Source organism: Mammaliicoccus sp. FSL K6-3158 (genome assembly GCF_038005105.1).
In the GTDB taxonomy this organism is placed as follows: Bacteria; Bacillota; Bacilli; order Staphylococcales; family Staphylococcaceae; genus Mammaliicoccus; species Mammaliicoccus sciuri.
Window position 1 is genome coordinate 908,485 of sequence record NZ_JBBOSL010000001.1, and the last position, 24,942, is coordinate 933,426.

Here is a 24,942-nt window from a genome sequence, read left to right on the forward strand (position 1 = left end):
CTCATTTCTATGTTAAATTTAACTTATTAGACATAAGAATGAGGGATATTTTTGGGTAAAAAATTTATTAAACATTATATCATTATTGGTATAATATGTATTGTCGCAAGTTTCTTTTTCCACGGTACACCTAGCTCATTAATGATTGGAGCTGGACTAGGATTTTTCTTAACAGCCGTATTAGCGAAATTTGAAAAAGAAGATAAAGTTGATGAACATCCAGATAAATTAAAAGATAAAAATGAAAAAAAGTAGCTACTACATTTCGTAGTAGTTACTTTTTATGAAATTGAGGGGGTGAATCTATGTTACGTAGTTTACTATTCAAAAAGCTTGAACAAAAAGAACAAGATATGATTAAGCATTATCAATATTTACATCAATATCCTGAACCGTCATTTATTGAAGTGAAGACTTCACAATATATAGAAGCATTTTATGAAAATAAAGATGTCGTTATACATAAACGCATTGGTGGTAATTACGGACTGATTGTAGAGATTGAAGGCAGTTTACCGGGAAAAACAATTGCATTACGAGCAGACTTTGATGCTTTAAATATTACTGAAGATACAGGATTACCATTTAGTTCTAAAAATAAAGGATGGATGCATGCTTGTGGGCATGATGCACATACTGCATACTTATTAATACTTGCGGAATGTTTGATCGAACTTAAAGCGTATTTACCAGGTAAGATTATGATTATCCATCAACATGCCGAAGAGTTAGCACCAGGTGGAGCGATTGACATGATGCAGTCAGGATATTTAAATGGTGTGGATGAAATCTATGGTATTCATTTATTCCCTGATTATACACCTGATGTTATTTCATATAGGAAAGGTCCCACAATGGGTGGTAGATCATTATTTCATCTTAAAGTTAAAGGGAAAGGTGGTCATGGATCAAGTCCGCACCTTGCGAACGATGCCATAATGGCAGCGAGTACTTTCGTAACGAATGTTCAAACAGTTGTATCGAGAAGGCTGAATCCATTTGATATGGGCGTCGTTACGATTAGTTCATTTAATGGTTTAGGATCATTAAATGTTATACAAGATAGTGTTGAATTAGCTGGTGATGTGAGATATATGGAAAGTCGTATTGGGCATCAAATCCATGATGAAATAGAGCAGTTAATTAAAGGATTAGAAGATACATTTAATATACGATGTGAGTTTAAATATGAATTAGATTGTATTCCACTAGTCAATCACTATAAACAAACAGATTACTTAATAGATATTTTAGCAACGAGTCAAGGTGATTATTTTGAATCTTTAAAAGAACATGAACAATTAACGAGTTCTGAAGATTTTGCGATATATCTTGAAAAAATACCAGGTACATTTTTCTTTGTCGGATGCAAACCATATGGAATTGATAAAGCACACTTTAACCATAGTCCGAAATTTGTCGTAAATGAAGATGCTTTGTTAACGGCGAGTAAAGCATTAGGGGAAGTTGTACTAAATCGATTATCAATAGAATAACGCTATATTTATAAGAGTTTGGGATTTGAAAATTTCCTAAACTCTTTTTTGTATTTTAAAAAATGAGCAGTAACCGTTTACAAATAATTCGAAAACGTTTACAATAACTTGTATACAAGTATACGAAGTTTGGAGGTATTTTATGAAACATCATTATCATTATCCAAGCGAATGGTTAAAGCATCGTTCAACGGGAGAGCAAGTAGCGAGTGAACTTAGGCTAGCAATTATAAGTAAGATTATAGAAGAAGGCGATAAGTTAAGTGAAAATAAAATTGCTCAACAATTTGAAGTGAGTCGATCGCCAGTAAGAGATGCACTTAAACTCCTGCAACAAGATGGACTTATATCTTTAGAGCGTATGGGAGCAGTTGTTATGGGTTTATCTAAAGCAAACCAAAAAGAAATATATGACATTAGGTTGATGTTAGAGTCATTTGTATTTGAAAGATTACTAGTTGAAAATAATGATGAAGTGATTAAACAGCTGAATAAAATATTAAAAATGATGACTGTAGCTGTTGAATTTGAAGATGCAGATGAATTCACGAGATTGGATTTACTATTTCATGAATCAATGATCACTGCTATTCACCATCAATACATTGAAATGATATGGCACAATTTAACGCCAGTTATGGAATGTTTAGTTTTGATTTCAATGAGAAAAAGAATGCAGAATGAACCTGAAGATTTTAAAAGAGTGATTCATAACCATAAAGTATATATTGAAGCGATTGAAAATAAAGATAGAAATAAAATGAAAGAAGCATTTCATTTTAATTTTGATGACGTTGATGAACAAATTGATGTCTTGTGGAATTCTCAAACTAATATAGATAGAAAGTAGGATTTTGTAATGAAATATATGATTGGTGTAGATATCGGTACAACGAGTACTAAAGCTGTTATTTATGATAGCGAAGGGAACTTTTTGAAAAAACATAATATAGAATATCCAATGACGACCCATGAGATTGGCGTTGCAGAAGAAAGTCCTGCAGAAATATTCGACGCTGTACTATTTACAGTAAAAAAAGTGATTAGAGAAGTTGGTGCTAAGCCAGAAGAAATCAAATTATTAAGTTTCAGTAGTGCGATGCACAGCTTGATAGCAATGGATAAAGACAATCAGCCATTAACTGAATGTATCACTTGGGCAGATAATAGAGCAAGTGAATACGCAGATAAGATAAATAATGAACATAATGGATTAGAAATATATAAAAGAACAGGTACACCTATTCATCCAATGTCTCCATTATCAAAAATTTATTGGTTAAAACATGAACATGCTGATATATTCAAGAATACTGAGAAATGGATAGATATTAAGACTTATGTATTCTATCAATTATTTGAAACTTACGTTATGGACCACTCAATTGGTTCAGCGACAGGTATGATGAATTTGAATACATTAAATTGGGATAAAGATGTCTTATCCTTGCTTGAAATTAGTGAAACACAATTACCTGAATTAGTGTCAACAACACATATTATGAAACAAGTTAAAAAGAATTATGCTGATATTATGGGCATCAATGAAGATACACCGATAGTAATCGGCGCTTCAGATGGCGTATTGTCCAATTTAGGTGTTAATAGCTATCGTGAAGGAGAAGTAGCTGTAACGATTGGAACGAGCGGTGCTATTAGAACAATTATTGATAAACCAAAGACAGATGATAAAGGTAGAATATTCTGTTACGTATTAACAGAAGATCATTATTGCATCGGAGGACCGGTGAATAACGGTGGTGTTGTTCTAAGATGGTTAAGAGATGAATTGTTAGCAAGTGAAGTTGAAACAGCTAAAAGACTTGGCGTTGATTCATATGATGTCTTAACTAAGATTGCAAGTAGAGTAAAACCTGGGGCAAATGGTTTGTTATTCCATCCATATTTAGCTGGTGAAAGGGCGCCACTTTGGAATGCGAATGCAAGAGGTAGTTACTTTGGTTTGACACTGTCTCATAAAAAAGAACATATGATACGTGCTGCGTTAGAAGGTGTTCTACTTAATTTATATACAGTATATCTCGCTTTAATAGAAGTGATGGATAAAGCACCTGAACAAATTAAAGCAACAGGTGGATTTGCTAAAAGTGAAGTATGGCGCCAAATGATGGCAGATATATTTGATACTTCCGTTGAAGTACCAGAAAGTTACGAAAGTTCTTGTTTAGGTGCTTGTATATTAGGATTAAAAGCTATTGGGGAGATAGAGGATTTTGAAGTTTTAAGCGAAATGGTCGGTAAAACATATCAACATGAACCTAACCAAGAGAATGTCGATATTTACCAATCGTTAATCCCAATTTACATCAATTTAAGTCGTAAATTAAATGAAGAATACGATTTAATTTCAGAATTTCAATCAACACATTCATAAGGAGATGTTTATATGTTTTCAGAAATTGCACCATTATTAATTGTAGCACTTGCAATTGTAATATTATTAGGTTTAATTATGTGGCTAAAACTTAACACATTTGTATCTCTGATTATCACGGCTATGTTAACAGGTATTATGCTTGGTATGCCACTAAGCAAAGTCATTGGTACAATTGAAACAGGAATGGGATCTACACTCGGTCACATTGCTTTAATATTTGGTCTCGGAGCTATGTTAGGTAAGTTACTAGCAGACGGAGGCGGTGCAACTAGAATTGCACATACATTGATTAATAAATTTGGTCAAAAACGCATTCAATGGGCAGTTGTAACAGCATCATTTATTATTGGTATAGCATTATTCTTCGAAGTAGGGTTAGTATTATTAATTCCGATTGTCTTTACAATTGCTAAAGAGTCTAAAGTTTCAACATTATACTTAGGTATTCCAATGACAGCTGCATTATCTGTTACGCATGGATTTTTACCACCTCACCCAGGTCCAGTCATGATCGCTAAAGAATTTGGTGCAGATATTGGTCAAGTATTACTATTCGGCTTTATTGTTGCAATACCAGTAACGATTATTGCAGGTCCTATTTTTACAAAATTTGCGAAAAAAGCAATTCCAGAAGCATTTACTAAGTCAGGTGACTTAGCTTCATTAGGTAAACAAAAAACATTCAATATAGACGAAACACCTAGCTTCGGAATTTCTGCTTTAACAGCTTTATTACCTGTATTCATTATGCTTATTTCTACTATTGTAGATTTATTAACAGGTTCACCAGAAAACCCACAAGGTATTTTAGGTTTTATTAGTTTTATTGGTGAAGCGGGTACTGCAATGTTAATTTCAGTATTATTTGCTATTTATTCAATGGGACTTAAACGAGGATATAAAGTTACAGAAGTTATGGATACATTAACAAATGCCATTTATCCAATCGGTATGATGCTCTTAATCATCGGTGGCGGTGGAGCATTTAAGCAAATATTAATTGATGGTGGCGTAGGTAAAACAGTTGAGTCACTATTTACAGATACTGCAATGTCTCCAATATTATTAGCTTGGATTGTTGCAGCAGTACTAAGATTAGCATTAGGTTCTGCTACAGTTGCTGCGATATCAACAGTTGGTATTGTTATGCCATTATTAGAATCATCAGATGCTAATTTAGCATTAGTCGTATTAGCAACTGGTGCTGGTAGTGTAATCGCGTCACACGTGAATGATGCAGGTTTCTGGATGTTTAAAGAATATTTCGGTTTAACGATGAAAGAAACATTCTTATCATGGACGCTTCTTGAAACAGTTATCTCAGTTTCAGGTATTATCTTTATACTATTTATAAGTCTATTTGTTTAAAATATTTAAATATGAATATTAAAACCTCCAAATCTGTTTATTTAAAGATTTGGAGGTTTTGTTATGTGATTTTATTTGATGTTACTGTGCTTGCATTTCTTTAATTCTTTTAATATCTACTCTAATTAGGAATGAAATCGCTAAAGCTACGACAAAGAATGCTGCGAAAATATATAAAGTTGCCATGTAACTTTGTGTAACTTCTCTGACAGTTGCCGATATAAAAGGTCCAACCAATCCAGCTGCTGCCCATGCCGTTAATATATAGCCATGTATGGCACCGAGTTGTTTCGTACCAAATATATCACCGATATAAGCGGGGATAGAAGCGAAACCACCGCCATAACAAGAGATGATGATGAATAGAATAATTTGAAACAGCATTGGACTATCTACGATTGGTAACCATAAGAATAATGCGATTTGAATGACAAAGAAAATTGTATAGACATTTGTTCTGCCAATAAAATCAGAAATACTTGCCCAAATGAGTCGTCCAAGTCCATTAAACACACCGATAATACCAACCATTGTCGCGGCTTTGGCAGGTGTTAAGTTTACAATTTCTTGTGCCATTGGACTTGCTACCGATAAAATCGCTATACCACAAGTAACATTGATAAAGAGCATTAACCATAAATAATAAAACCTTTTAGTTCTAACGGCCTCATTGGCAGACATTTGAACTAAGTCTGGCTTTTTCTTTTTATCCTTTTGAGGATTAAAACTATTAGGTCTATAATATTCTGGTGGTCTTTCTAAATATAAACTAGAGATCAGCATGATAATACAATACACGACTGCTAAAATAATAAAAGTCGATACAAGATTAAAATGTGTAATGAGAAATTCTATAACTGGACTGGCAATCATTGATGCGAATCCAAATCCCATAATTGCTAATCCTGTAGCCATACCACGCTTATCGGGGAACCATTTTACTAATGTAGATACAGGTGCAATATATCCAACACCAAGCCCAATACCTGATAACACACCATATCCTAAGTAAAGTAAGGGCAAGCTCTCGACGGAAATCGCATAACTAGAAAGTAACAATCCTGAGATGAAAAATATCGTAGAAACGAGTCCGGATAAACGTGGACCAAATTTCTCAACGAAATGTCCCATAAAAGCTGCAGAAAGCCCTAAAAACAATATTGCAATACTAAATATTCTTGATACTTCACTTAATGTAAAACCTAAATCATTTTGAATATGTTTCGTAAATACACTCCATGAATAAACAGATCCTATTGAAATATGTATTCCAACAGCTGCAACAGCAATTAGCCACCTGTTTTTAATTTTCTTGTTCATCAAATTCCCCCTATAGTAATTGTGTCCAATTGATGTCATTATAGCTAAATTCAGAATATTCAGCAATCAAAATTTTGAAAAGTGTCATTATTCAACAGTTAGGCAGCTTTATTGCATGTTGATTTAATCGTCTTTTTAACAGTTAGGCATGCCTAACTGTTAAAAAAATAGTTGTAAAATACACTTAAGAAATGAAATATTTGAGTTAAGAATGAATCAACAAAAATTCCTATCTCACTGATATACTTTAGTCATAGATAACACAACACGAAGCACAATCCATTCAATTCCTCAAAACTATTTCGTATATGTTTTTTCATGATTGTAAATGACTTTGTGTAGAACGTGTTTTGATAGTTATCTGTAATTGTAACGTTGAAATGGATCATAAAATGATTCAAGATATTTTTATAAAGTTTCCCGGCTTTATAAAAATACATGTTTCCTTAATTAATAACCCTTCCCCGAAAAGCGCTCGTTAATTCCCGGACGAGCGCTTTTCACATGCCCAAATTTAGATGTTAACTTTGATAACATGAATTTTCTGTTTTTAATGATTTGAAGTATAGTTATATTAGTAGCCATGGGGATGGCGAGAAATTCTCCTAAGTTGAATAGGGGCACACATACATAAATAAGGCTCGGACTGAATGTCCGAGCCTTTGTACGTCTGATTATGAGATTGAACTAACGATTGATTCATATACGTCATCCCAAAATTCTGTTTTATTTTGATAAGTTTCATGGATGCTATGATGTACTTCTTTTTCTTTTTCAGCATATGTTGGATCGTCTTTACTTGGTAAATCTTTACGAATATTTTCTACAAATTTTTGGACGCTGATTGCTCTTGGTCCCCAAACATGTTCTTGTTCATGCTTTTCATTTAAAAATACAAAAATAGGTATAGAGCGAGCAGTACCGTTTGTTAAGTATTGATCAATTAAATTAGTATCTTCATCACGATGGAAAGCTTTCACTTCAATATTAGCGTAATCAGCAATGTTTAATAGAACAGGTATGTTCATCATTGCATCTCCACACCAATCTTCAGTAATAACAAGTACTTTATAATTTTTATCTTTAATTTTATCTAATCGTTCGTCATTTTTAGGTAATTGGAAAGATTGATAAATATCGAGTAATTGCTCTTTATTTGTGGTCATCTCATTAACATATTCTTTAATGGGTTGTGCCTGTTCATAGTATGTAGCTAACTTTGTCATTATAAAAATCCCCCTTTTATATACTTAATATTATAACAATTCTGAAATATTTCGCAAAGTACAATACTTTAAAATGAATAATTAATCTACAGCATTATCGATTATTGTAAATGTCTTATTATCAACATTTAATTCAGCTTGTACACCGTATGGAATAATGCATTTTGGTTCATTATGTCCAAAACTAGCATTATAAAAAACAGGCATATCTTCTTGATGCCACTCTTTTAACATTTTAACCCAGACTTCTTTATATTCTTCATAATATACATCGTCTTGAGGTCTTCCGATAATAACGCCATTAATTCTATCAAAAATACCCATAGAACCAAATGCGCGAACATAATCTTCCATCAACCATGGTGGAGCATGAACTTCAGCAGTCTCAATGAAAAGAATAGCACCATCAAAGACATCTTTATTAGGGAACACATCAGTTGCTTTTAATGAATGGAATAATTCCATACAACCGCCAATAAGATGTCCTGTAGCTTTGCCAGAACCATTTAGAATTTCATATCCGTTATTATCAAAAGATTCTCGATTGATACTTTTGTTCTTTTCATCCCACTGTAAACCGTATTTTCTAATTTGTGGTGAAGTAGGTACATTACCAACAACACCGTTTTGGAACCACGTTTGATTGATCGATTGAACAGTGTAGTCATCCATTTGAACATTTTCTGCAAAATCCGTTAATAACAATGGCCCGTAGAAGCTAGAAACACCTGCTTGATAAAACATAAAATGAAGTGCAGTCGTGTCAGAATATCCACTGAAAATTTTAGGATTATCCTTAATAATATTTAAGTCTATGTATGGCCATAATCGTACAGAATCATCTCCACCTAGTGTACAGATAATGGCTTTAACTTCTGGATCTTGTAGTGCTTGATGTAAATCTTCTACTCGTTTTTCTGGATGGTTATATGTGAAGTCAGCGCCTTTTAATGCGTGTGGCATGACTTTGACATTTAATCCGAACTCATCTTTTAATCTTTGTATACCAACTTCAGTTCTCCATAATATGTCTTTTTCGCCAGCTAAACCTGATGAAGGAGAGACAATTGCTACAGTGTCACCTTTAGAAAGCTTACTCGGTTTAATTAATTCTTTCACATCATTACCCCCTTATTTCTATGTTGAAATTAGTATAGCATATGGGTATAACTTGAAATCAAATAATTCAAATGATAATATAAGTTTGTTTGTAAAAAGAATGGTAAAATAATGAATAATGTAAGGTTAACTTCAGAATATAAGGGGTATTTCTATGGATAAAATAACCTTCCTTAATTACCTTGAGGATGAATTATCTCGACTGCCTAAAGTAGAGCGAGATAAAATAATGTACGAATATGAAACGAAATTTTTTGAATCAGAAGATGAACAAAGTTTGATACAAGAACTTGGTGAACCTAAAGCAATTGCCAAGAAAATATACGCAACAAGTGCCATTCATGATGCTGAGCTATCACCCAATTTTAAGAATGTATTTCAAGCAATTTTAGCGACATTAGGGTTGAGCTTTTTTAGTATATTTTTTATTATTATTCCATTTCTTATCATTGCCTTTTTACTTCTCATCGTAGTCGTAATCGGCGCTTTAATGATGTTAGGTCCTATCGTTAGTGTGATCAATGTATTTGTTCACGGTTTTTATTGGGTAGATATTACAAATATCATTTTTTCAATCTCTTTCTTAGGATTAGGACTTATGTTGTTAGTAGCAGGGCTAAAATTAATAGAAGTGAGTTACAAAGGTATCTTAAAATATTTAAGATGGTGTGTGAAACTCGTTAAGGGGCGTGCTGAATCATGAAGAAGTTATTTTTATCTGGTCTAGGCATCTTCTTAATTTTTGGCATTTTAGGAACGATATTATGGTTCACGGTTAATAATAAATATGAAAAGCAAGAAACATATGAAAAAATATATAAAAACAACCAAGTTGAACAAGTTATCGTGAATGGGCAAAATACAAATGTTGAAGTTAAGAAAGGGAAATATTTAGGTATTAAATATAACGGTAATCAAGACGTTAATGCGAGCATAGAAAATAATTTATTGCATTTTACGGAGAGAGAAAATAAATACAAATTTAATGCCAACTTTATTCCATTTAGAAAAACCATTAATCACTTAGTAATCACTTTGCCACCTAAAAATTACGAATCATTTAACATTACAACGAATACAGGAAACATTTCAGTTCGTGATGCTAAAAGTAACAATAGTAATATGATAACGGACACAGGTGACATTGTTTATCAAAATGTAAACTTGAAACATGCTAAAGCGATGACAGACTTAGGAAGCGTTAAAGTTAAACATTCGGATTTAACGGAGTTTACAGGTGAAATCAAAACAGGTAATATATCTGTCGATAAAAGTAGTCTCGTCAATAGTGAAATGATTACATCTCTTGGTAATATTAATATTAGCCAACTTAAAAATGAATGCGATATTAAATCATCAACAGAAGACGGAGATATTTCAATTTCTTATATGAATCCACCTAAGAATACTTTGTTACAACTACAATCTGAATCAGGCAATACAAAAATTGAAAATAAAGCATTTAATGGCGAAAAAGTAGGGAAAGGGAAACACGTTATTGAAAGTTATACAGATAACGGAGATATTTATATAAAATAATATAGAAATAGGCTGAGACTTCTAAGTCTCAGCCTATTTTCATTCACTCACTAGCAAATAGAATGTCTGAATCAATCTGACCTGTTATTGTTGGGAGGGTAATGGATTTACCATCTAACCATTCTTTGAAATCAAATGTATGTATGGTACCATTTTCACCAAGTGCAATTTTCATTTTTAATTGGCTAGGTATGTATGCTGATGTATGTATCGTACCCGACCAACTTTTGAATAACTTGCTGTATATTTCATACTGAGGATCATTAAAATATCGAAAAGCATCTTGTAAAGACATTTCGTCATTTGTGATTTGGTCGATTCGATTATATCTTTCGACAGACTCTTTAATATAATTTCGATTCTCATGACTTAATATTTCAAAATGATTAGTACATAAATTGTTTTGTTTAGTAACAACTTCTCTAGGTGTCGCTTCTACAGTAAACCTTTTGTTTGTTTTATCCATTAAAATATAGCTAAAAGAGCTACGGTGAGGAATTTCATTTAATAGTCTAACAGCATCATCGATATCTTTACATGTTTCTAAAATCAATCTTCCAATCATATAGCAAACAAATCCATCACCAGGTTTTTTACGATGCATAAAATTATAGCCCATCGCTAAACCATGTTCATTCATGCCATCCATTCTGCCTGTTACTCTGGAAGTAGGGCCGATTTGTGCATATCCACCATCTGTAGGTTGGAATAGACTAAATCTTCCATCATATGTAGCAGGACTATAATCATAGTTTCTAACCATATAATCTTCTCCTAAGAAGATGGAACAACCACTATCTTTAGCATATACTCTATAATGACCATAGTTTAACAAGATTGTTTCTAACGGAAATTTTAATGTATCTTGAATACCCATTAGTTCGTCCCAAATTTTTGGTGCGAATTTTTGATATATATTTTTTGTTTCATCTATATTAATATCGAAGCGGGGTCTTCTAATTCGCCATTCTTTTTCTCTATTTTGCAACATTTTAGTATACTTTAACCATTCTGCTTGGGCAACACCATAATCATAATGGTTACCTCTAAATTCTAATGTTTGCATCTTAACATTTTGCACAGTATCACTCCTCTTATATTTATTTTGATTGAACTTATGTACTTTGTCACGTAAATCCTCTCATATAATTGGAAATATGATGTTAAAGAGATTGTAATAATCGCTTAACCTATGTAATTTATTACCATGTTATATTTGAATTACCAATTATCTCACTGATTATGTGAGAAGGGGGTATGTAAAATGTGGAATCAAGGATATATTTACGTAAAGAAAATATGGCAAGAATGGTATAGAAGATAATCTATTAAATGACGCTTATAGAACAGCTAGAATATATATTTTTGAAATAAAGGAGCAAGAGACAATTTAATGTCTCTTGCTCCTTAATATTTATATTTGATCTGTTGATGTTGTATAAGACTGCGCTTTGTTAGTCTTTTTAGTTTGGTTAGACCATATAATAGCAATTGTAGGTCCAGTGATTAAGTGGATAAAGCTGAATATTGCACCTGGAACAGCGGATAAGGGATTGAAATGTGCTGTTGCTAGTGACACAGCAAGTCCAGAATTTTGCATACCAACCTCTATTGAAATGGCACGTTTATCTGGTCGGTTAAGTTTGAATAATTTCGCTAATAGGTATCCGATTGTTAAACCACAGACATTATGCAATAACACAACGCCAAACATAATTAGACCAGTTTCAATGATTTGTGATTTATTACCTGCAACTACGCTTGCAAGAATAAGTGAAATAGATACTACCGAAATAATAGGTAAAATATCAATAGATTTTTCAGCTACTGGTTTAAAGAATCTTTGGACGATAAAACCTAATATAATTGGGATCAATACAACTTGAACTACTGATATAAACATAGATGCAAATGATACTTGTAACCATTCTCTTGCGAATAAATAAATTAAACTAGGTGTAACAATAGGTGCTAATAATGTAGACACAGTTGTGATAGAAACGGATAACGCAGTATTTGCTTTAGCTAGATAGCTAATAACATTTGATGCAGTTCCACCAGGACAACAACCTACTAAGATAACACCTAATGCTACGTCAGGACTTAAATTAAGACCTTTAGCGATTAAATATGCAGTAACAGGCATTACAGTATATTGAAGAATAACACCAATTAACACACTTTTAGGAGATTTAAATACTTCTTTAAAATCATTTGTAGAAATAGTCATGCCCATTCCAAACATTACAATTCCTAATAAATAAGGAATGTAAGGTGCTATTTGAGCAATGATATTTGGGAAGCTAAAGCCTAACACTGCTGCCAAAAGCATCCAAAATACAAATGTTTTATTGATAAACTGACTGAATTTCTTAATATTACTCATATATACACCTTCCAATTAAATAATAATCAGAATATTAACAATAATACAAAATTTTTTCAATACTTTATTTGATTTAATTATTTATTTTGCATATTAATGATGAAATGATACATATATGAAGTGAAATTATACTAAAATATCTATATATCGATAATATCTCACTTAGAAAAGGATAATATCTTTTATGTATTTTAAATATTATGTTATGATGAAAGAGGTAGAAAATGATGAATGAGGTGACTTCAATGGATTGTATTAAAGGGATATTCAAATTCTTTTTCATCTTAATTGCTATAACAACAGTTGCTGTTGGGGCAGGTATTGCTGTCTTAGCATTTGTATTTAAAAAAGACTTTGAAGAATTAGAACAAAAAACAAAAGAAATTGTATCTGAAATCGAATCTAATAATTAAAATAAAGGAGCAATCACAATATTTCTGTGATTGCTCCCTTTTTTATATTTAAAAATTAGGAGGGTTTATATTTGCGATATGAGCGTAATGTTTTAATATCCCCAAGACTAGAAAATGACAAGTGTCATCAATTAAAAGCTTTATCTCATAATCTCAAAGTACCGAGCAAAGATGAATTATATGCCATACTTGAAAGCATTGAATATGACCAACCATTTTTAAAATCGATTACAATTGGAACGAGTAATGAAAAAGAGATGATTAATACAGCATTTCATTTAAAAGCTATCATAGAGTATATGTGGTACGAACGAAAAAAATCTGAAGTATATGTTAATATCGTCATTTGGAAGAATCATGTTGGTTCTTCTAAAAAGTATGTGGATAAATTTATGAAGTATGAACCAGATGCGTGGATAATATTAGGATCTCATATAGGCTTCTGCAATTTGTTAAAAAGATTATATAGATTTGAAAGTTGGGATGCTAATCGAACATATTGTTCAAATGCGTTGTTGTCCCAATTGATGTTTCAAATCGTAGGTGAAAAGTACTTCGAACATATTAATAGTATTAACCATCTCGGTAAACCAATTATAATTGAAGACGGTAAAATCATTTCAAAATACAATGCTATTGTTTAGACCGCTTCTTTTTGAATATAAAAAATAGAATTGATGCAATACATATGAGTAATGCACTTATTAAATAATTTAAGTAATGTTTTGAACTTTGACCAGTTTCAGGAAGCTTTGATGTTTCTGATTTGGTCTTTTTTTCTTTATTAGTGTAATCGTTAGTAAGTTTATTAGGGTTTGGAATTAAAGAGTCTTTAATGACTGAGATTTGGTATGTCTGATTTTGACTTGGAATTTGATTAGAATTCGGATTATCTGTAATTTGACTTTGACTTTGTTGTACTTGATCTATTTGAGTATGTTGATTTGTATTTTGCTCAAAAGTTGAAGTAGTCTTATCGTCAGAATTAAATGTATAATATTTATCCTCTCCTAGTGTAATCGTTGAATGGCTATCTATGCCGTTAATCTTCACATTAAATTTAGTAGACTTAAGAAATGTAGTGGGTATATTGATTGTAGTATTACCGTTTTGATCTGTTATGCCAGAAAGTTCTTGCTTATCTGCAATGAGTTTAACTTCCACATTATTTAAAGGGTGATAGGTTTTTGAAAGTACATTAATTGAAATGGATTGATTATTTGTATTCGTTATATTGCGTTGGTTATTGCTAGAAGAAGTCAATCTATATAACTTGTTAGGTTCAACAGTAAAAATTTGATTATTTGAAGTGGTTAAAGTGTAGTGAGGCTTAATATTCTTATTAGGAATTTCTATAAATGCTAAACCATCAGATTTAGTTGTTAAAGATTTAACTTCTTGGTCTAAATGTAATTGGAAAGTTTCATTTGATATCGGGGTATTATCAGAAGCATAAAATTGAAAGCCAATAGGTGTCATATCATTATTAGCGTGTGCAGTTCGTGACGTATTGAATGATGTAGCGACCATACATACAATACTAAATAAAAAGATTGGGAAAGGTTTCATATTGACCTCCTTTCATCTCTTAAATAATTAGATGATCATCTGATATCATTATGCCATAAACACTATAGATATTCCACTATTATTTTATGTATTTTATATAAAATTTTTAACACAACTAAAATCTTCCTATATATATATCATTCAAAATTTTTGAGAATGGATGCTTGAATCTTTTTGCAAGTGATAAAATAAAAGAGTAAAATATAATCAGAACGAGCATAATCTAAAAGGGGATGTCTTATATGAAATGTGCAAGTTGTAATCAAGAAATGGTAGATGATCTTCGTACGAATGTTCCAGGTACTCTAGTTGATGTTAGATTAATAAAAGAAGAAGAAAATGAAGATATTTTAAACAAAGCGATTGCAATACCAAAAGCAGCAGTATGTTTACAATGCGGCGAAGTAAAATATTACATAGAAGATATTGAATCATTTAGAAATGCTATAAACCACGAATAAAATGTGAATAATGAATAAAAAACAGCGTACATTTGAAATAAATCATGTACGCTGTTTTGTTTATATTTTTTTAATATTTCGTACAGATGCATAACAATGCTCACCATTACTAAAATATACTGCCCGATCTTTCGTGTTAATGGTATCAACGTTATTACGATTAATGACATAACTGTTATGGCATCTAAAGAAGCGGTCATCTAAATTAGATAAATCTTTTAAACTTCCATAGAACTCAATTTGTCTATTGTCTAGATGTGCTATTAGTCGATGTGATTTTGACGATGACTCAAAGAACATAACATCATCATACTGAACATAGACAGAATTGCTACCTCTCGTTAATTCTATCTTTTCAACGTTTGTATTTTTTGAAAGCATACCTAATCTTATGTATGCAGTGTCTAAACAATCTAACACTCTTGTCTTCAGTTGATCTGGATCATCCTTAAAAATAAAATCCATTGCAGCAACTTTATAAACAAATGTTAAATAAGTCAGTTCACTGTGACTTGTGACAAAAACAATATTACCAATAGGGTCATACTTACGTATCTCACTTGCCAATGTAATACCATTAATATCAGCGTCTAATTGAATATCTAAAAAGTAACAACCTATATCATTTGAAGATTTAACGTGATCCAACAACTCATATGGATCACGTGTTGCAAGTTCAATAGACATTTCTTTTTCTTCAATCATAATATAATTATTGATAATCGTCTGCATGCGCTCTAATTGTTTGGGGTCATCTTCACAAATGATGATTTTCATTGAATCACTTCCTCATTGCTATCATTTAAAATTTCAAGCTTTTGAATAAAGTATTGATTATTAATAAAAGTATCTAAGAAAACATGGTCTGTTTTCTCAGTGATTTCTTTCAACGTAGTTAACCCAATACCACGCTTACGACCTTTAGTAGAATAATGATTTTCAAATAGTTTATGTACCTTAGGCGTATCTTTTGAACATTTATTCATGAATACAAGTAAAATCGATTTCTCATTTTTAATAAATGCAATTTGAATCGTTGGATTATCAACAAACTCAGAAGCCTCAATTGCATTATCCATAATGATGCCGATACATCTACTTAATTCAACAATGTTCATATTTATATGATCAATCTGTTCAGTAATCTCAACACTAATATTGATATTCTGTTCCTGAGATTGAATAATTTTCGTTGTTAATAAGCCCTTAATTTCTCTAACATGTAAATTTTGAAGACCATTAATTTTTATCGCATTTAATTTCATATCATCATGAAGATGTGCAATATTTTGGTCAAAGTATGTTCTCAAACCATCCATATCATCTTCTCTAATATATTCAGATAAAGTCGCTAAAATATTTACATAATCATGACGAAACTTACGCATCTCATTATTAATCTGCTCAATCTGCAAAGTATACTTATAATACTGATTGATTTCTTTCTTCGTACGTTGCAATGCCATCTCTCTAATAACTGTGAAAGAAATTAAAATAATAAAAATAGCAGCAACACATACATAGATCACATAAAATAAAGTTTGGAATTCAAACTCTTTTTCAGTATTGTAAGACTTTGGCATGTACACGTAGAACACCGTAAAAGAAAGACCTAAAAACGCTGCTAACAATAGTAGGTAGATACGGTTGTTATATAAATAACTTAATTTAAGTCTATTCATTAATTGTCTTATTATAATCGCTATTGATACTGAGATTATAAAATGAAAGACAAAATAAAATACATGTGTTGATATAGCAGAAGGTTCTATGTTAAAGATGAGTCTAATTAATAAGGATGATAAATAATCTGAAACTACTGAAATGATTATTACCAGTAAAGTATTTATAATCCCAAATATTCTAAATTTAAAGTAGAAAAAGACTCCCAAAAAAGTTATAACAAATATTATAGATGCTACACCAACTATAAAATATAAAGCAAGAGAAGGGATCATGTACCCTAATAATAGGATGACATAATCCCTTTTTGAATATCGATAGTTTTGAGTTAGTGCTAATAGAACTACAAATAATGATGTTTGAAACAAACCATATATAATAGTCTCTGTAATTGATAATTGTGCCATATACTTACACTTCCCAAATTATATATTACTTATTGTTTTTCGTTTAATAGTTCTTGTGGTACTTCTGTTTCATCTAAGAATACATTACAACCTCTAATTACCGCTTTTTCACCGATTGCTGAAAGGATATTTGATACTGATTTTGAAAATAGGCTAGATAATAAATTCATGATAATGTTTCCTCCTCTTTGTAAAATATAGGTAATAGTGATACTGCTTCAAAGATTAATCCTAAACATATTAATTGTTGATAGGGTTCTTTAAGGAATAAAGTTAATACTATCAAAATTGTTGCTGCTAGGATTGATCTTAGTTTAAGTCCTTTTTTCCATTTGCCTAATATTGGGTGTTTCTTTGTTTGCATTGGTGCGTACTTTATAATGATAAGATAACCGACTAACGCTATGGCTAAGAATTGCCAGTAGGGTATGTTGGTATTTATAATTATGAGTGGTGCAACGACAAACATGATTAGGCTTTGTATCGTACATAGAAAAGTGGACTTAGCGTGCGCGCCAAACGCGAAATATCGAATGGCAAAATAACTAAGATGTACAATAAGTGTGTATAAAAATATATGGCATAGAAGGGCAGCGCCGTATATAACTATGGTCTTCATCATATTCCCTACAAATACTTCTAGTCCATACTTTACCTTTAAATAACTAACATGATCTAGATTATTTGAATTTTGAAGACTTGCAGCAATTTTATCTATTTGTGTTTGGACAGGTTGATACATAGCGCCCCTCCTTCATTATGATTATAGAACATATTGATTTACATTTTACTTCTTTTGCCTAACTGTATTATTTCAATGCCTAACTGTTTGAATTTATAATATATTTGTATTTTAACATAATTTTAATGCAGTTAAGAACTTAAATTAACGACTTAGGGAAAATATAAAATTCTATTATTGAAATACTATAATATATTTAGTGAATATTTAATTTTTTATGATAAATTAAAAAGTTTAAATATAAAGGAGGATCCTTTATGGCAGGCGATATCGTCAATGCTATTTGTAGTATTTTTAATTGGTTAGTGGAACTTTTTAATGGGTTGTTTACTTAAATATCTGCTGTGTTTGATACGTGGTTATTCATATAATAAATATTTTAACGTGTACCATTGGGTATGCGTTTTTATTATAGTTATTGAGCGTTTTCATGTAGAATGATATTAAAGAACAAATTAGGGAGGAATTTAATTTTATGAAAACGAAAGGTTATATTGGTAGTTATACGAAGAAAGATGGTAAAGGGATTTATCGTTTTGATGTTGATGAGAATGATCAAACAATCGAGAAGGTTGAAGTTGGTTACGAAGTTGAAGCATCTACATATTTAACACAACATGGTCAATTTTTATATGCGATTAAAAGAGATGGCGATGATTGTGGTGTTGCAAGTTTTAATATCAATGCAGATGGTAGCTTAACATATATAAATGATTGCTTAGCTTCACAAGAAGGAACGGGTTGTTATATTTCAGTTTCTGAAGATGGTCAATATTTATTTGAAGCTGTATATGGAAGTGGTTATGTAAGACTTTATAAATTAAACGCTGAAAATGGCGAAATTATTGAGTTAATAGATGTGTATAAAGGTGAAGGTCATGGACCAAATGAAGCAAGACAAGAAGCTAGCCATATACACTTTGCAGAACAGACACCAGATTTAGATTATATCGTTACAGTTGATTTAGGTGCAGACGTGATTAGAACATTTAAATTCTCTGATGAAGGATTGGAATTATATGAAACATTAGAAGTTCAAGCTGGAAGCGGTCCAAGACATATTGCATTCCATCCAAGTGGTGTTTACGCATACTTAGTGAATGAACTAAGCAATACGATTCAAGTGTTATCATATAAAAATGGTGTATTTGCAACAATCAGTCCAGCACTATTAACGATTCCAGAGGACTTTGATTTAAACTCACAAGTTGCTGCTGTTAGATTAAGTCATGATGGACAGTTTATTTATGTTTCTAATAGAGGACATAATAGTATAGCTGTTTATAAAATATTAGGTGATGGTGCAAATGTTGAATTGGTTGAAATTGTAACGAGTGGTGGAACGTGGCCAAGAGATTTAAATATTACGCCAAGTGATTCATTTATAGTTGTTGCACATGAACATTCATATAATTTAGTATTATTTAGTCGAAATAAAGAAACTGGTAAGCTGACAGAAATAGAGAACGAACAAAAAGCTGCAGAAGGCGTTTGTGTTCAATTTATATAATGGTAGGTGATGAACGTTGAAAATAGCACTATATCAGATGCATGTAATACCTGGAGAGCCAGAAAAAAATATCGAAAAAATTAATCAATGGTTAGATGAATTAGATGATGAAATTGACATAGCAGTGTTACCTGAAATGTGGAACACTTCTTATCGATTAAATGAGTTAACTGAACTTGCTGATGAAGACGGTCAAAGAATTTTACCTTTCATAGAGCGAAAAGCAAAAGAAATCCATAAACATATTGTGGCTGGTTCAATTGCATATAAAAAGGGAAATGAAATTTATAATCGAACAATTGTCGTCAATAACGAAGGAAAGTGTATTAATACTTACGACAAAGCACATCTCGTGCCAATGTTTAATGAGCATCATTTCTTAACTTCAGGAAGTAAGAAATCAACTGTATATGAGTTAGATGAAATAGAGATGGGAACGATTATTTGTTATGATTTAAGATTCCCAGAATTAACGCGTTCATTAGCTTTAGAAGATGCAAAAGTAATTTTTGTTCCGGCACAATGGCCGAAATTAAGAATTGATCATTGGAAAGTATTATTACGTGCTAGAGCAATTGAGAACCAAGTGTATATTATTGCTTGTAATAGTGTGGGTACTTGTGATGAAAATGAGTTTGGTGGGCACAGTTTAGCATATGCACCAGATGGCACATTAATTGATAGTTTATACTATGAAGAAGATACATTAATCGTTGATATAGACTTTGATTCGCAAGAAAAAATTCGTGAAGCCATTCCTATTTTCAATAGTTTAAGAACAGATTTATATTAGGTAGATGTAGTTAGAGACTGGGATATTATATGATATTCCAGTCTCTTATTATCTTACAAATGTCATATTGAACATTTGTAGAAAAAGTATAAAATCAATTATAAGACAGAAAATGGTTAAGGCATGGAGATGATTTATTTGGAAAGTAGTGTAGCAGTCCAATTTAAAAATGTAGAATATGAAATAGAACGGTCACTAATTTTAAAAGGTGTTACAGGTGCCATTTATAAAGGTAAAATTACTTCTATAATCGGGCCATCAGGTGCAGGAAAATCAACACTGCTCTCTTTAATTAATTTATTAAAGTCTAGTACAAGTGGCGAAATATTCATTGATCAACAATCTATTGAAACATATAATCCAATGGAACTTAGAAGAAAAGTTCAGTTAGTTTCTCAAGAAGCAACGATGATTAAAGGAACTGTAAAAGATAATTTAGAACTGCCATTAATACTACAAAATAAAAAAATGACAGATGAAGAAGCTAAATATTATTTGAAAATAGTCGATTTACCAGAAACTTTTTTGAATAAAAATAGTAAAGAATTATCAGGTGGAGAAAAACAAAAGTTATCTCTAGCCCGATCACTTGTTAATAAACCTAAAGTGATATTGCTAGATGAAGTGACATCGGCATTAGATAGAAACTCTAAACGTGCAATTGAACAACTATTGCAAAAAATTATTAAAGAACACGAAGTTACGATGATATGGATTACACATGATATTAACCAAGCCTTTAGAATGAGCGATTACATATGGGTTATGATCAATGGAGAAGTTGAACTAGCTGATACAGTTGAAAATGTTAAAAATTCAGAACAACCAAACGTCAGAAGCTTTATAGGAAAAAAATTAATATGAGTATAACATCAATCGTGTTAATGTTTGTTTTTATTATTATTCCAATAGTAATTTCGAAAAGTTTTAATCTAGGATTAGAGAAAGATACTTTAATTGCAGCTATTCGATCATTTGTTCAACTGTTAATAGTAGGGTATATTTTACAATTTATATTTGATCAAGAAAGCCATATTTTTATCATTTTAATGGTCATGCTTATAATAGGTGCGGCAACACAAAATGCGCGAAAAAAAGGTTTGGAAATACCAGGCATCACATGGAAATTATTACTGGCTTTTGTAGCAATAGAAGTCATTACACAAGGTATCTTATTAGGGTTTAAAATTACGCCACCAACAGCACAATACATCATACCAATAAGTGGCATGATTGTTGGTAATGCGATGGTATTAAGTATCTTGTTCTTAAATAGATTTATGTCAGAAGTTAAACAAAATGAAAATGTGATAGAGCTTGTTCTATGTTTGGGAGGTACACCTAAACAAGCAATACATAAGCAACTGATCACTTCTATACAGTCTAGTGTTATACCAACTATAGAACAACAAAAGACAATTGGCCTTGTGCAATTACCAGGTATGATGAGTGGTCAAATCATTGGTGGGGCAGATCCAATTGAAGCGGTACTCTTTCAAATATTAATCGTATTTATGTTATTAACAAGTGCTACAATGGCGAGTGTGATATTAGGCTTCTTGTCATATCCAACTTTATTTAATAAAAAGCAGCAACTCATTGAAAGTCAGTATAAATAAAATAAGCATGTGGTTAAGACGTAAATGAATGTCTATACCATATGCTTATTTTATATGCTTAAAATTAATTGTATGGCTCTCAGTAACACTTCTGTATTACTTTTTAAACATGGCTCTAACGTATTTAGCTTTTCCTTTATAAGGTGGGAAAAGGACGCCAGTTTCTAGTTTAGTTGTTTTAAACATGATGCTCTTTTCATTGCTAAAGAGTTCAAATGAAGCTTTGCCATGATATTTACCAATTCCTGAATGACCGACACCACCAAATGGTAAGTTATGGTTACCTAAATGTAAAAGTGTATCATTGATACAACCGCCACCGAATGATATTCTTCTTACGACTTCATCAGTATGATTTTCGTCTTCACTAAATAAATATAGTGATAGTGGCTTTGGTTTATTTTTTATAAATTGAATGGCATCACCGAATGCTTCATACGTCATAATAGGTAATATTGGACCAAAAATTTCGTCTTCCATTAGAATATCATCAAATTTAACATTATCGACAATAGTCGGTTCTATATATCGGTTATCTCTGTCCGAGCTACCTCCGTAGACAATGTCTCCATTAGTTTGATTAAGTAAATTCACTAATCGATTTGTATGACGTTCATTTACGATACGGCCATAATCTTCACTATTTTGTGCTGTTGACGTATAAAACTCTCGAATAGTTGTTTGAATCGCTTTAATGAATTGTTGTTTAATCGATGCGTCGATGATGACATAATCTGGCGCGACACATGTTTGACCGGCATTAATAAATTTACCAAATGCTATTCTTTCTGCTGCTACTTTAATATTTGCAGTCTTATCAACAATTGCTGGACTCTTTCCACCTAATTCAAGTGCTACCGGAATAAGTTGTTTACTAGCTTGTTCGTACACAATTTGTCCAACTTTAGTAGAGCCAGTAAAGAATATAAAGTCGAATGGGTAAGTTAACAGTTCTTCAGTTACAGTTTGGTCGCCAGTTATACAAGATACATATGAAGGATTAAATGCTTCTTGTATAATCTTTTCTATTACAATACTAACATTTGGTGTAAGTTCTGAAGGTTTGATAACAGCACAATTTCCAGCAGCAATAGCACCAATTAAAGGTTCTATAACAAGTTGAAACGGATAATTGAACGGACCGATGATTAAGACTGTGCCATATGGTTCGTTAATTGTGTAACTTTTACCTGGAAATAAAAATACAGGTGTATTCACGTTTCTTTTACTTGCTAAACTCTTGACTTCTTTTAGCATGAAAGAGATACTTTTGTAAATGTAACCAATTTCAGTAGCATAAGATTCAACAGAATTTTTGCCTAAATCTTGTTGCAATGCTGAAATTAAGGCACTTTCATTTGTTTTAATAGATTTTCTTAGTGCTCTTAACTGTTTTTTTCTGAATTTAATATCTTTTGTTACATCACTATCAAAAAGTGATTGTAAGTTTTCGAATTGAGTCGCGATAGTCAATATGGATGTCTCCTTTATACTTCTATTGTTTATATTTTAACAATAGTTATAATTAAAAGCGAAGTGTTTATTTATGAAATTTTTATTTTAAAAAAATAACGAAAAGGTGAAATAATATGAGATTTGGATTTATAGGTACCAACTGGATAAGTGATAAATTTATAGAGAATGGTTTAGAAGTTGAATCGTTTGAACCTTATGCTGTCTATTCACGAACTGAAGAAAGAGCAGACTATTATAAGGAGAAGCATCAACTTACTGAAACGTTCACAGATTTAGAGTTATTTTGTCAATCACCTAATTTTGAAGCGGTATATATCGCATCACCTAATGCGTTTCATTTTGAACAAGCAGAATTAGCGATTAAAAATAAAAAACATGTCTTGATCGAAAAACCAGCGACAATTGTTCAAGAACAATATGAAGCATTATCTAAACTTGCTTATGAATATAATGTCACTGTTATGGAAGCGATGAAATCAACATTATTACCGCCATTTGTAGAATTTACAAATGATCGTATTGATATTGGTGAAATTAGATATGCTGATTTTCATTATCACCAATATTCTTCAAGATATGATAACTATAAAAAAGGTATCATAGAAAATGCTTTTAAACCTGAGTTAGGGAACGGCGCTTTAATGGACTTAGGTGTTTATGCAGTAGCTCCGATGATACATTTGTTTGGTATGCCACAAAATATTAAAGCAAATGGTTTTAAATTAGATACTGGAGCCGATGGACAAGGTAATGCAATATTGGATTATCATACTTTCCAAGCAACGATTAGTTATTCAAAAATATGTGACCGCCCCAGTCCTTCAGAAATAGTAGGGGAAAATGGTTATGTATTAATTGATAAAATAAGTGCTCCTTCAAATATTAAAGTATTTAATAGAGAAGGGGTATTACAGAAAGAATATAATAATGATTCACCATTAACGATGAAAGATGAAATAATTGAATTTATTAATTGTGTACAGAATCATAAGGTAGAGTCATCTATTAATACACATCAAAGATCATTAGAAACGATTAAAGTATTAGATGAAATTAGACATCAAATTGGAGTTCAATTTAATGTCTAAAAAGTACTTCATCATTACAGCTGTGATTATTATCGTTTTACTACTCGTCGTGGTATTTATACCATTTAAACAAAATCCATCTTCCACATCAAGAGTGGTCGTTGATCACTTTAATCATAAGTATGCATTTCCGAGTTGTTATGATTACGAAAAAGCATCAAATTATATTGATGAAGTAACATATAAAGATGCTCAAGATTTAAAATATCCACCTATGAATACGTGCACAGAAGAAAAGGCAAAGCCTCAATATAAATCATTGCTTAAACGGTTATTAGAAAGTACAGAAATATAAAAGGTCCTGACGAAATGATATCATTTCGTCAGGA

Annotated in this window: 27 protein-coding genes; 16 read left to right on the forward strand and 11 right to left on the reverse strand. The window is 31.5% G+C overall.

Annotated elements, in window-relative coordinates:
* Positions 1-51 precede the first annotated feature (51 nt).
* From MHH94_RS04445 to MHH94_RS04465, 5 genes are all read left to right on the forward strand, one after another.
* Entirely contained in the window at positions 52-255 is a 204-nt protein-coding gene (locus tag MHH94_RS04445; RefSeq protein WP_025905081.1) for a hypothetical protein, read from the forward strand.
* Between the two features lie 50 nt (positions 256-305).
* Positions 306-1,496, forward strand: coding sequence for an amidohydrolase (locus tag MHH94_RS04450; protein WP_058591837.1), 1,191 nt, complete (start codon positions 306-308; stop codon positions 1,494-1,496).
* A 142-nt stretch (positions 1,497-1,638) separates the two neighbouring features.
* Positions 1,639-2,346, forward strand: coding sequence for a GntR family transcriptional regulator (locus MHH94_RS04455; protein ID WP_058591838.1), 708 nt, complete (start codon positions 1,639-1,641; stop codon positions 2,344-2,346).
* 9 nt (positions 2,347-2,355) lie between these two features.
* Entirely contained in the window at positions 2,356-3,891 is a 1,536-nt protein-coding gene (gntK, locus tag MHH94_RS04460; protein WP_058591839.1) for a gluconokinase, read from the forward strand.
* 12 nt (positions 3,892-3,903) lie between these two features.
* Entirely contained in the window at positions 3,904-5,262 is a 1,359-nt protein-coding gene (locus MHH94_RS04465; RefSeq protein WP_048540617.1) for a gluconate:H+ symporter, read from the forward strand.
* An 81-nt stretch (positions 5,263-5,343) separates the two neighbouring features.
* Here MHH94_RS04465 and MHH94_RS04470 read toward each other — a convergent pair whose 3' ends face one another.
* The 3 genes from MHH94_RS04470 to MHH94_RS04480 form a co-directional block, all read right to left on the reverse strand.
* The gene (locus MHH94_RS04470) at positions 5,344-6,582 is read right to left on the reverse strand and encodes an L-lactate MFS transporter (RefSeq protein WP_106417766.1); all 1,239 of its coding nucleotides are present in this window, start codon (positions 6,580-6,582) and stop codon (positions 5,344-5,346) included.
* A 674-nt stretch (positions 6,583-7,256) separates the two neighbouring features.
* A complete protein-coding gene (locus tag MHH94_RS04475) occupies positions 7,257-7,808 on the reverse strand; it encodes a thioredoxin family protein (RefSeq protein ID WP_058611167.1) in 552 nt (183 codons plus the stop codon).
* A gap of 81 nt (positions 7,809-7,889) precedes the next feature.
* On the reverse strand, positions 7,890-8,927 hold the full coding sequence (locus MHH94_RS04480; protein ID WP_058591842.1) for a S66 family peptidase: 1,038 nt from the start codon (positions 8,925-8,927) through the stop codon (positions 7,890-7,892).
* 154 nt (positions 8,928-9,081) lie between these two features.
* Here MHH94_RS04480 and MHH94_RS04485 point away from each other — a divergent pair, with 154 nt between their 5' ends.
* Complete coding sequence (locus MHH94_RS04485) at positions 9,082-9,630, forward strand: HAAS signaling domain-containing protein (RefSeq protein ID WP_058591843.1); 549 nt, start codon at positions 9,082-9,084, stop codon at positions 9,628-9,630.
* Complete coding sequence (locus MHH94_RS04490) at positions 9,627-10,466, forward strand: DUF4097 family beta strand repeat-containing protein (protein WP_048540622.1); 840 nt, start codon at positions 9,627-9,629, stop codon at positions 10,464-10,466. The genes MHH94_RS04485 and MHH94_RS04490 overlap by 4 nt, the downstream gene beginning before the upstream one ends.
* Positions 10,467-10,509: 43 nt before the next feature.
* Here MHH94_RS04490 and MHH94_RS04495 read toward each other — a convergent pair whose 3' ends face one another.
* Both MHH94_RS04495 and MHH94_RS04500 read right to left on the reverse strand, forming a co-directional pair.
* Positions 10,510-11,547, reverse strand: coding sequence for a C45 family autoproteolytic acyltransferase/hydolase (locus tag MHH94_RS04495; protein ID WP_078354812.1), 1,038 nt, complete (start codon positions 11,545-11,547; stop codon positions 10,510-10,512).
* Between the two features lie 333 nt (positions 11,548-11,880).
* On the reverse strand, positions 11,881-12,852 hold the full coding sequence (locus MHH94_RS04500; protein ID WP_058591845.1) for a bile acid:sodium symporter family protein: 972 nt from the start codon (positions 12,850-12,852) through the stop codon (positions 11,881-11,883).
* Positions 12,853-13,097: 245 nt separating this feature from the next.
* Between MHH94_RS04500 and MHH94_RS04505 the strand changes: the two genes are divergently transcribed.
* A complete protein-coding gene (locus MHH94_RS04505; protein ID WP_049320466.1) occupies positions 13,098-13,265 on the forward strand; it encodes a hypothetical protein in 168 nt (55 codons plus the stop codon).
* Between the two features lie 71 nt (positions 13,266-13,336).
* Entirely contained in the window at positions 13,337-13,909 is a 573-nt protein-coding gene (locus tag MHH94_RS04510) for a hypothetical protein (RefSeq protein WP_048540625.1), read from the forward strand.
* Here the strand turns inward: MHH94_RS04510 and MHH94_RS04515 are convergent.
* Positions 13,899-14,834 (reverse strand): LPXTG cell wall anchor domain-containing protein, encoded by a 936-nt coding sequence (locus MHH94_RS04515; protein WP_119650313.1) that lies wholly within the window; start codon positions 14,832-14,834, stop codon positions 13,899-13,901. The genes MHH94_RS04510 and MHH94_RS04515 overlap by 11 nt on opposite strands.
* A 242-nt stretch (positions 14,835-15,076) precedes the next feature.
* Here MHH94_RS04515 and MHH94_RS04520 point away from each other — a divergent pair, with 242 nt between their 5' ends.
* The gene (locus MHH94_RS04520; RefSeq protein WP_025905095.1) at positions 15,077-15,295 is read left to right on the forward strand and encodes a hypothetical protein; all 219 of its coding nucleotides are present in this window, start codon (positions 15,077-15,079) and stop codon (positions 15,293-15,295) included.
* A 60-nt stretch (positions 15,296-15,355) separates the two neighbouring features.
* On the opposite strand, the gene agrA is transcribed toward MHH94_RS04520, so the two are convergent.
* From agrA to MHH94_RS04540, 4 genes are read right to left on the reverse strand one after another with little or no spacing between them, the layout of a single operon-like run.
* The gene (agrA, locus tag MHH94_RS04525; protein WP_048540627.1) at positions 15,356-16,072 is read right to left on the reverse strand and encodes a quorum-sensing response regulator AgrA; all 717 of its coding nucleotides are present in this window, start codon (positions 16,070-16,072) and stop codon (positions 15,356-15,358) included.
* Entirely contained in the window at positions 16,069-17,385 is a 1,317-nt protein-coding gene (gene agrC, locus MHH94_RS04530) for a quorum-sensing sensor histidine kinase AgrC (RefSeq protein WP_049320426.1), read from the reverse strand. Before agrC ends, agrA begins: the two co-directional genes overlap by 4 nt.
* 29 nt (positions 17,386-17,414) lie before the next feature.
* A complete protein-coding gene (gene agrD / locus MHH94_RS04535) occupies positions 17,415-17,555 on the reverse strand; it encodes a cyclic lactone autoinducer peptide AgrD (protein WP_107565491.1) in 141 nt (46 codons plus the stop codon).
* Entirely contained in the window at positions 17,552-18,127 is a 576-nt protein-coding gene (locus tag MHH94_RS04540; protein ID WP_340839900.1) for an accessory gene regulator AgrB, read from the reverse strand. The genes agrD and MHH94_RS04540 overlap by 4 nt, the downstream gene beginning before the upstream one ends.
* Before the next feature lie 475 nt (positions 18,128-18,602).
* On the opposite strand from MHH94_RS04540, the gene pglS reads away from it, so the two are divergent.
* From pglS to MHH94_RS04560, 4 genes are all read left to right on the forward strand, one after another.
* Complete coding sequence (gene pglS, locus MHH94_RS04545) at positions 18,603-19,637, forward strand: 6-phosphogluconolactonase (protein WP_084756434.1); 1,035 nt, start codon at positions 18,603-18,605, stop codon at positions 19,635-19,637.
* A 16-nt stretch (positions 19,638-19,653) separates the two neighbouring features.
* Positions 19,654-20,430, forward strand: coding sequence for a carbon-nitrogen family hydrolase (locus MHH94_RS04550; RefSeq protein ID WP_058591849.1), 777 nt, complete (start codon positions 19,654-19,656; stop codon positions 20,428-20,430).
* A gap of 129 nt (positions 20,431-20,559) precedes the next feature.
* A complete protein-coding gene (locus tag MHH94_RS04555; RefSeq protein WP_340841566.1) occupies positions 20,560-21,294 on the forward strand; it encodes an ABC transporter ATP-binding protein in 735 nt (244 codons plus the stop codon).
* Complete coding sequence (locus tag MHH94_RS04560) at positions 21,291-22,049, forward strand: ABC transporter permease (protein WP_078354807.1); 759 nt, start codon at positions 21,291-21,293, stop codon at positions 22,047-22,049. The genes MHH94_RS04555 and MHH94_RS04560 overlap by 4 nt, the downstream gene beginning before the upstream one ends.
* Positions 22,050-22,145: 96 nt before the next feature.
* Here the strand turns inward: MHH94_RS04560 and MHH94_RS04565 are convergent, their stop codons facing one another.
* Positions 22,146-23,525 carry an aldehyde dehydrogenase gene (locus MHH94_RS04565; protein WP_084756436.1) on the reverse strand — a complete coding sequence of 460 codons (1,380 nt, stop codon included), beginning with the start codon at positions 23,523-23,525 and terminating at the stop codon, positions 22,146-22,148.
* 113 nt (positions 23,526-23,638) lie between these two features.
* Here MHH94_RS04565 and MHH94_RS04570 point away from each other — a divergent pair, with 113 nt between their 5' ends.
* Together MHH94_RS04570 and MHH94_RS04575 are read left to right on the forward strand one after the other, a co-directional pair.
* Positions 23,639-24,613 carry a Gfo/Idh/MocA family protein gene (locus MHH94_RS04570; protein ID WP_107603091.1) on the forward strand — a complete coding sequence of 325 codons (975 nt, stop codon included), beginning with the start codon at positions 23,639-23,641 and terminating at the stop codon, positions 24,611-24,613.
* Positions 24,606-24,908 carry a hypothetical protein gene (locus MHH94_RS04575; RefSeq protein WP_058591852.1) on the forward strand — a complete coding sequence of 101 codons (303 nt, stop codon included), beginning with the start codon at positions 24,606-24,608 and terminating at the stop codon, positions 24,906-24,908. Before MHH94_RS04570 ends, MHH94_RS04575 begins: the two co-directional genes overlap by 8 nt.
* The last annotated feature ends 34 nt before the right edge of the window (positions 24,909-24,942 follow it).